The sequence below is a fragment of the Microbispora sp. H10949 genome, from assembly GCF_014161435.1.
Taxonomy (GTDB): domain Bacteria; phylum Actinomycetota; class Actinomycetes; order Streptosporangiales; family Streptosporangiaceae; genus Microbispora; species Microbispora triticiradicis.
Window position 1 is genome coordinate 1 of the sequence record NZ_JABBWZ010000027.1, and the last position, 8485, is coordinate 8485.

Genomic DNA, 8485 nt, shown 5'->3' on the forward strand with positions numbered 1-8485 from the left:
CACGCTCCACCAGCAACGTCATCTGATAGGCCACCAGACCGAGATCGGAGTCCGCCGCAGCCAGCACCGCCAGACACGACCCGTCACTGATCGACATGATCAGCAACAAACCCCGCTGCATCTCCACGACCGTCTGCACCACCGGGCCGCCCTCGAACACCCGGGACGCCCCCTGCGTCAGACTGATCAACCCCGCGGCCACCGCCGCCAGCTGATCCGCCCGATCCTTGGGGAACCCGTTCGAGAACGCCAGAGGCAACCCGTCGGCCGACACCACCACGGTGTGCGCGACCCCCGGGACCGCACTCACGAAATCACTGATCAGCCAGTTCAGGCCGCGTGCGCCCTGGCTCAACTCCCTCATGCGCCGTCCCCTTTCTTCGTCGGATAGCCCTCGTCCTCACTCAGCTCGCCCCGGGCCACCGCCCGCCCCTGCCGCACTCCCTGCTGGAAGCTGGACAGACGGCTGCGCGCCCGGTCCGGCGACAGGGGCGGCCGCGGCTGCTGTGGCGCCGGCGGCGTCTGCTGAGCCGCCGCCGGCGCCGCCGGCGGCTGCTGTGGTCCGGTCGAATCCGCCGAGCCGGGCACCAGATTGGCCTTCGGGACCCGCTTCGGCAGGCCGGAGGTCGTCGTGCCCTCCCACGCCGGTTTCTCGGCGGCCGCGGCGGCGGCCTGCCATCCCGCGTCCGTGGCCTGCTCACGCTGCCACTCCGACGGACCGGTGTCGGTGGCGGGCGTGCGCCGGAACCACGCCGACTCCACGGAGGCGAAGATCGGCAGGAACTCCTCGGCCGGCGGCGCCGGCGGCGCTCCGCCCGTTCCCACCGGCGCTCCGTACACCGGACCGGTCTGCGTGGGGCCGGCAACGGGGCTGGACGGCATGGGGACCGGCCCGGTGTTGACGGAGAACGCCCCGGACTGGGCCGTGATCGGACCCGAGACGGCGGGATCGGAGAAAGCGGGAGCGGAGAAGGCGGAACCGGAGAAAGCGGACCCGGCGACGGTGGGAATCGGGCCGGTCGCCTCGCCGGGCAGGGGCTCGAACGGGCGCATCCGCGAGAACGCCCCGGGCTGCCGGGCGGCGGGAAGCGCCGCCGGCGCCGCCGCGGGAAGCCCCTGCGGGCGGTCGTTCCAGCCGGACGACTGGCCGGGCTGCCCGCTCCAGGCGGGCGCGAAGGCTCCTGCGAAGGACTGCTCCGGGTACGACGCGCGGCCCATGAGGCTCTCCGGCAGCAGGACCATGGCGGTCAGCCCACCCCCGTCGTGCGGCCTGAGCTGCACCCGGATGCCGTTGCGCATGGCGAGACGGCCGACCACGAAAAGGCCCATCCGGCGGGACACCGACACGTCCACCACCGGCGGGTTCGCCAGCCTCCAGTTGGCCTGGGTGATCTCCTCGGTGGTCATCCCGATGCCGGAGTCGGTGACGGAGATCATCACGCCCCCGCCGTCGATCCGGTTGCCCGAGACGGCCACGCGGGTGTCGCGGGCGGAGAACGACAGCGCGTTCTCGACCAGCTCCGCCATCAGGTGGATGACGTCATTGACGGCCTGGCCGGCGATCGAGACGTCCGAGGGGAAGTTCAGCACCACCCGCTCGTAACCCTCGACCTCCGACAGCGAGGCCCGCAGGACGTCGGTGATCTCGACGGGCCGGCTCCAGCGGCGGGCGGTCTCCTGCCCGGCGAGGACCAGCAGGTTCTCACTGTTACGGCGCATGCGGGTCGCGAGATGGTCGAGCTTGAACAGGTTCCCGAGCCGCTCCTCGTCCTGCTCGCCCTGCTCCAGCCCGTCGATCAGGGTGATCTGCCGCTCCACCAGCGTCTGCGTGCGCCGCGACAGGTTCACGAACATCGCGTTGACGTTGCCGCGCAGGCGCGCCTCGTCGCCCGCCAGCCGTACGGCCTCGCGGTGGACCTCGTCGAAGGCCCGCGCCACCTCGCCGATCTCGTCCGCCGACATGACCCCGATCGGCTGCACCTGCTGAGTGCCGGCCGAGTCGGACTCGCGCAGCCGCTGGACGAGGTCGGGCAGCCGGTGACCGGCGATCTCCAGCGCCTCGCTGCGCAGCCGCCGCAGCGGCCGGACGACCGAGCGGGCCATGACCAGGGTGATGATCAGGACCACTATCAGGACGGCGACGACCAGGATCACGTTGATCGCGGCGACCCTCTGGTCGGATGCCTGGAACTCCTCGCTGCGCCCGATCACCGAGCGAGCGAGCGCCAGGTTGACCTTGTGCATCTGGTCGCCGGTCTCGGTGATCGCGTCGAACCAGGTGTCGGCTGCCTGTCCGCCAGGCTCGATGCGGTGCAGCGGCAGGCCGTCGCGGGTGAGGCTCAGGGCGAGGGCGCGCAGGTATTCGGCCCGGTCGACCTTCTGGCCGGTGACGGTGTCCGAGAAGAGCTGGCGCTGCGTGGCCGTGGCCTGCGCGAGGAACGCGTTGCGCTCGCTGACCTCGCGGGCGCGGGCGGCGGTGAACGCGTCGATCTCCGCGTTCTCGAACCGGTTCCGCACCAGGGCGGCGACGAGCAGCGCGCGCTGCTTGGAGACCTCCTCCTCGGTTCGCGCGAGCGAGGCCATCGACTTGAGACCGGTGATGACGCCTTCGTCCACCGCGCCCTGCACGGTCTCGTCGTACAGCCGCAGCGCGTCGGCGACGAACAGCGAGTACTTCTCGATCGCGGGCAGCGCGGGAAGCTTGCTCTCCAGGACCGTGGTGCGCAGCGCGGGCAGCTCGTCGAGGCGGCCGCGCAGGCGGACGAGGTCGGCGCGGCCGATGTCGCCGAACGCGGCGCCCGCGGTGTCCGCCTTCGCCCGCACCCGCTGCGCCGCCGCGTCGACCGCCGACTGCTGGTCGCGGATCAGCGAGAGCATCGCCCCGCCCCGGCGGTCCAGCGCCACGTAACGGGCCGTCAGGTCGCGTTCGAGCTGCAGCTCGTGGACGAAGTCACCGACGCCGAGGATCAGCTCGGCCACGTCCTGCACCCGGCGGTACTCCGCCGCGCTGCTGATGGAGGAGGTCACCCGCAGGCCGCCCAGCGAGACCGCGACGGCGGTCGGCACCAGGATCAACGCCAGCAGCCGGGTGCGCAGCCGCCAGTTCTTCAGCGCCAGCCGGCTGCCCGCGTCCTGCCCGGGCTGCGCCGGTTGCTCTCCCTGCTCCCCGGCGGACGCCTCGGAGCCGGCCGGCAGCGGGGGCGGCTTCCGTTCACTACGACGACCGCTCTCGGCTGTTGCCGTCCTCACTGATGCAACCTCACGCGGTTCTTCTAGATGGGATTCGGACCTATCACTCGGGATACCTCCCACAAGACATCGGCAATTGGAGCATAAGGCGACGAGATAGACCAACCTCTCGAATAATTTGGCACGGTCCAAGGAGGGAGAGTTTCGCGCGGCGGCGCATCGGGAAAGCTTTCCACGAGCAACACCGAGCGGGAGCCGGCATTTCCGAATCAAGTTCTGGACATGCATCGGTCCAAACGACCACACCTCGGGTTACGGGGCATAGTGGATTTACCGACAAGTTTGGTGACATAGGGCTCCTAATCCTGTTATCGCGGTTTAAGTCCCGCTACGCTTCTCGCCCGTCGCCCGGTGCCGCCATCTCTCGCACCGGGCGCCTCCGCTTCCCCACCCCAGGAGACTCCATGAGGCTGACGGGTCACAGGACCGTCATAGGCGTCATAGCAGCGTTGACACTCACCGCGTGTGGCGGTGCGGACACGAATACGACAGCGACCGGCAATAACGGACTGGAGAAAACTACCCTAAAGGTCGGCATTCTCCCCATCGCCGACGTCGCGGCGCTGTTCATCGCGCAGGAACGGGGGTTCTTCAAGGCCGAAGGGCTGACCATCAAGCCCGAAGTCGTGCAGAGCACCACCGTCGCCATCCCGCAACTGGTGAGCGGAGCGACGGACATCACAATCGGCAACTACTTCACGGTGATTTCGGCCCAGGAGGCGAAAGCAGGGAACTTCCGCATCCTCGCTGATACATATCAGGCGAAACCGGACACCTTTGACATCGTGGTGAAGAAGGACTCACCGATCCAGTCGGTCAAGGACCTCAAGGGCAAGAAGGTCACCATCGCGTCGCTGAACAGCATCGGCGAGCTCGCCGTCGCCTCGACCCTGCGGGCCAACGGGCTGTCCCCCAAGGACGTCCAGTACGTCCCCGTGCCCTTCCCCCAGGCGCCGGGCAAGCTGGCGTCGGGCCAGGCGGACGCGGCCTGGCTCAACGAGCCGTTCCTGACCGGCGTGCAGAAGGACATGGGCGCCCGCAAGATCGCCGACACGATGACCGGCGCGATGGCGGACTTCCCGATCGCAGGCTGGACCACGACCGAGCCCATCCTGTCGAAGTATCCCAAGGCGATGGCCGCCTTCCAGCGCGCGATCGTGAAGGCCCAGCAGATCGCCGGCTCCGACCGAAAGGCAGTGGAGAAGGTACTGCCGAACTACACGCAGATCAAACCGGAGGCGGCGTCCATCATCACCCTCGGCGCCTACCCGTCCACCCTCAACCCGACGCGCATCCAGCGGGTGGCCGACCTGATGCTGGAGTACGGCTACCTGAAGGCCAAGATGGACGTGACTCCGCTGCTGGTGCCGATGCCGCAATGATCGTCAGCAAGGTGGTCCGCGGCGCCGTCGGCGTCGCGGTCCTGCTCGTCGTCGCGGAGATCGCCGGCCGTACCGGCCTGATGGACACCCAGATCATGCCGCTGGCGTCCACCGTGCTCGCCGGGGCGGCCGGGCTCGCCGTCGACTCCGAGTTCCTGCACGACGCCTCGGCCACCGTCGAGGTGTGGGCGGAGGGTCTCCTCCTCGCGACCCTGCTGGCCGTACCCGCGGGGGTGCTGCTGGGGAGCCTGCCGAAAGTGGAGATCGGGCTGCGGCCGCTGATCGAGTTCCTCCGGCCGATTCCGTCCATCGCGCTCATCCCGCTGGTCACGCTCATCGCGGCCTCGGACGGCGCGATGAAGGTCACGATCGTCGTCTACGCCGCGTGCTGGCCGGTGCTCGTCAACACCATGTACGGCCTGCACGACGTGGACCCGGTCGCCAGGGACACGATGCGGGCCTTCGGCTTCGGCCGCCTGGCCGTGCTGCTGCGGGTGGCGCTGCCGAGCGCCGCTCCGTTCGTCCTGACCGGCGTACGGCTGGCGGCGTCGGTCGCGCTGGTGGTGGCCGTCAGCGCGGAACTGCTCTCCGGCGGCGCGGGCGGCATCGGCGTGTACATCATCAAGGTGGGATCGGGCTACCGGATCGACCTCATGCTGGCGGCCACGGTGTGGGCGGGGCTCATCGGCCTGGTCGTGAACGCGCTGCTCGTCCGGGCCGAGCGCGGCCTGTTCCGCTGGCACGCCGCGCGTGCGGGGGTGGCCCAGTGACGAACACGGCCGTGAGCGGCGTCCGGTGGGCCGGCCGGGCGCGCGGGCTCGCCGTGCGGCTGTGGGCGGTGCCGGTCGTCGTCGCCGTGTGGGAGGCCGCCGCGCGGGCGGTGGAGTCCGTCTACTTCCCTCCGCCGTCGGCGATCCTGGCCCGGCTGCGCGAGCTGTGGTTCTCCGGGCCGCCGGCCCGCCTGTTCCTCAGCGACGCCGCCCTCGCCGACTTCGTGCCCAGCCTCGGTCATCTGTTCGGCGGATGGGCGCTCGCCTGCCTGGGCGGGATCGCCCTCGGCGTGGCGATCGGCCGGTCCCGGACGCTGGCGGGCTACGTCGACCCGCTGATCGAGTTCGGCCGGGCGATCCCGCCGCCGACGCTCATCCCGCTGTTCATCGTGCTGTTCAAGGCGGACACGCGGATGCAGCTCGCCACCATCGTGTACGGCGTGATCTGGCCGGTCCTGGTCAACTCGGTGGACGGCGCCCGTTACGTGGACCGCCTCCACATCGAGACGGCGCGCGTGTTCGGCCTGTCCCGGGCCGAACGGCTCGTCATGGTGATCCTGCCGGCGGCGGCGCCGAAGATCTTCGCGGGACTGCGGCTGAGCCTGTCGCTCGCGCTCATCCTGATGGTCGTCGCCGAGCTCGTGGGCAGCGCGACCAGCGGGATCGGCTACGAGCTGATCTACACGCAGCAGAACTTCGACCTGCCGGGGATGTGGGGGACGATCGCGGTGCTCGGCGTCCTCGGCTTCCTCCTCAACTCGTCGTTCCTCGTGGTGGAGCGGCGCACCCTGTCCTGGCACCGGCGTGCCGGGCGAAAAGGCTGAGGTGACACCGTGCTCGACGTCGTCAACCTGACCCACACCTACGGCAGCGGTCCGGATGCCCACCGGGCGCTCGGCGGGATCGACCTCAAGGTCTCCGAGGGCGAGCTCGTCTGCGTCGTCGGCCCGTCGGGCTGCGGGAAGTCGACGCTCCTGCGGTCGATCGCGGGGCTCGTACGGCCGACCGGAGGAGAGGTCCGCGTCAAGGGCCGTCCGGTCAGCGGGACGCCCGACGACCTCGCGGTGGTCTTCCAGGACTACAGCAGGTCGTTGTTCCCCTGGCTGTCGGTGCGCGACAACGTGGCGCTGCCGCTGCGGCGGCGCGGCCTCGACCGGGCGGCCCGGCGTGCGGCGGCGGCCGAGGCGCTGGCGGCGGTGAGCCTGGAAAGCGCCGCGGCCAAGTATCCCTGGCAGCTGTCCGGCGGCATGCAGCAGCGGGTGGCCATCGCCCGGGCCCTCGCCTACCGTCCCTCGCTGCTGCTGATGGACGAGCCGTTCGGCTCCGTCGACGCCCAGACCCGCGAGGACCTGGAGGATCTCGTCCTCGCCGTACGCGGGCACCACAGCATGACGATCGTCCTGATCACCCACGACATCGACGAGAGCGTCTACGTCGGCGACCGGGTGGTGGTGCTGACCCGGGCGCCCGCCGTTGTAGCCGCCGACCTGCGGGTAGACCTGCCCGGTCCCCGCGACCAGATCGCGACCCGGGAGCTGCCCGCATTCGTGCACCTGCGGGCCGAGGTGAGCCGCCTGGTGCGCGGCAGACCCGAGTTCGGGGCGACCACGCCTGACATGGTCACCCCGCCTCACATGATGGCCCCCTCGTATCTGAACAAGGAGTAGTGAACGTGACAGAAGCCAGCAGCGTCGTGTGGGAGCACCTGCGCGGGTTCTACCGGGCCGCGGCGCTCGGCGCGATCGTCGACCTCGACTGCGCCGGCCACCTGAAGGACGGACCGCTCACCGTCGAGGAGCTCGCCACCCGCTGCGGCGCGCACGCGCCGTCCCTCGCCCGCCTGCTGCGCACGTGCGCCGCGAACGGGCTGTTCACCGCCGTCTCCCCCGGCACGTACGCGCTGACCGACGCCGGTCGGCTGCTGGTGGACGGCGTGCCCGGCTCGCTGCGCACGGCCGTCCAGTTCAACACCGCGCCCACGCTCGCGTACGGCATGAACAGCCTGACCAAGACGGTGCGCGAGGGACGGTCGGCGTTCGTCGAGAAGTACGGAGTGGTCTACGACCACCTCGGGACCGAACCCGAACTGAACCGGATCTTCAACGACTTCATGACCCAGCGGTCGCAGCCGATGGCGGACGGGGTGGCCGCGAGCTACGACTTCTCGTCGGTCAAGACGCTGGTGGACGTGGGCGGCGGCCGGGGCCACATCCTGGCGACGGCGCTGCGGGCCAACCCGCATCTGCGCGGTGTGCTGGTGGAGCTGGCGCACGTGCTGCCGGACGCGCGGGCGGCCTTCGACGAGTGGGGGCTGTCGGAGCGGGTGGAGATCGTCGAGGGCGACTTCTTCGCGTCGGTCCCCGCGGGTCACGACGCCTACCTGCTGGGCAGCGTGATCCACAACTGGGACGACGAGGACGCGACCAAAATTCTGCGCGTGGTCCGCGACGCGATGAGTGACGACGGCCGGGTGCTGCTGGTGGAGTTGGTCCTGCCGGACGACGACTCGGCGCACTTCGGGAAGGACCTGGACATGCGGATGCTCGGCCTGTTCGGACAGGGAAGGGAGCGCAGCAGGTCGGAGCACGACGCGCTGCTGCGGGCGGCCGGGCTGCGCCTGGTCGGCACCTACGGCCTGCCGTTCCACGCCACCCTCGTCGAGGCGGTCCGCGCCTAGACCGGTGACGCCCGAGCCGGGGGCCGCCTCAGGCGCGCCCCCCGCCGGGTACGGCGACCCGCATGGTCAGCGCGTGCTCGACGAGGGTGATCAGGGTGCTCTTCACCGATCCCCGGTCCCGGGCGTCCGTGCGGACGACGGGGATCCGCGGCGACAGGGTCAGCGCCTCCCGCACCTCGTCCTCGGCGTGCGGGTACTGACCGTCGAAGCCGTTGACGCCGACGACGAACGGCAGCCGCGCCTCCTCGAAGTAGTCCACCGCGGGAAAACTGTCGGCCAACCGCCGGGTGTCGACCAGCACCACCGCACCGATCGCCCCCCGCACCAGGTCATCCCACATGAACCAGAACCGATGCTGACCCGGCGTACCGAACAGATAAAGAATCAGATCCCGGTCCAGCGACACC

General features: G+C 70.3%; 8 protein-coding genes. 5 read left to right on the forward strand and 3 right to left on the reverse strand.

What is annotated here, in order from left to right:
- On the reverse strand, positions 1–364 hold a 364-nt coding region (locus HHX40_RS35355; RefSeq protein ID WP_182878181.1), incomplete at its 3' end, for a roadblock/LC7 domain-containing protein.
- On the reverse strand, positions 361–3249 hold the full coding sequence (locus HHX40_RS35360; RefSeq protein ID WP_310738417.1) for a nitrate- and nitrite sensing domain-containing protein: 2889 nt from the start codon (positions 3247–3249) through the stop codon (positions 361–363). The genes HHX40_RS35360 and HHX40_RS35355, both read right to left, overlap by 4 nt.
- 404 nt (positions 3250–3653) lie before the next feature.
- Here HHX40_RS35360 and HHX40_RS35365 point away from each other — a divergent pair, with 404 nt between their 5' ends.
- The 5 genes from HHX40_RS35365 to HHX40_RS35385 are packed head-to-tail and all read left to right on the forward strand — an operon-like array spanning position 3654 to position 8078.
- The gene (locus tag HHX40_RS35365; protein ID WP_259404199.1) at positions 3654–4631 is read left to right on the forward strand and encodes an ABC transporter substrate-binding protein; all 978 of its coding nucleotides are present in this window, start codon (positions 3654–3656) and stop codon (positions 4629–4631) included.
- Positions 4628–5401: an ABC transporter permease gene (locus HHX40_RS35370; RefSeq protein WP_182884035.1), complete on the forward strand. Its 774-nt coding sequence runs from the start codon at positions 4628–4630 to the stop codon at positions 5399–5401. The genes HHX40_RS35365 and HHX40_RS35370 overlap by 4 nt, the downstream gene beginning before the upstream one ends.
- A complete protein-coding gene (locus HHX40_RS35375; RefSeq protein ID WP_310738418.1) occupies positions 5398–6225 on the forward strand; it encodes an ABC transporter permease in 828 nt (275 codons plus the stop codon). The genes HHX40_RS35370 and HHX40_RS35375 overlap by 4 nt, the downstream gene beginning before the upstream one ends.
- A gap of 9 nt (positions 6226–6234) precedes the next feature.
- Positions 6235–7068 (forward strand): ABC transporter ATP-binding protein, encoded by an 834-nt coding sequence (locus HHX40_RS35380; RefSeq protein WP_182884036.1) that lies wholly within the window; start codon positions 6235–6237, stop codon positions 7066–7068.
- Between the two features lie 5 nt (positions 7069–7073).
- On the forward strand, positions 7074–8078 hold the full coding sequence (locus HHX40_RS35385) for a methyltransferase (protein ID WP_182884037.1): 1005 nt from the start codon (positions 7074–7076) through the stop codon (positions 8076–8078).
- A gap of 28 nt (positions 8079–8106) precedes the next feature.
- Here HHX40_RS35385 and HHX40_RS35390 read toward each other — a convergent pair.
- Positions 8107–8485, reverse strand: a 379-nt coding sequence (locus HHX40_RS35390; protein WP_182884038.1) for a GTP-binding protein, incomplete at its 5' end; no start/stop codon positions are given.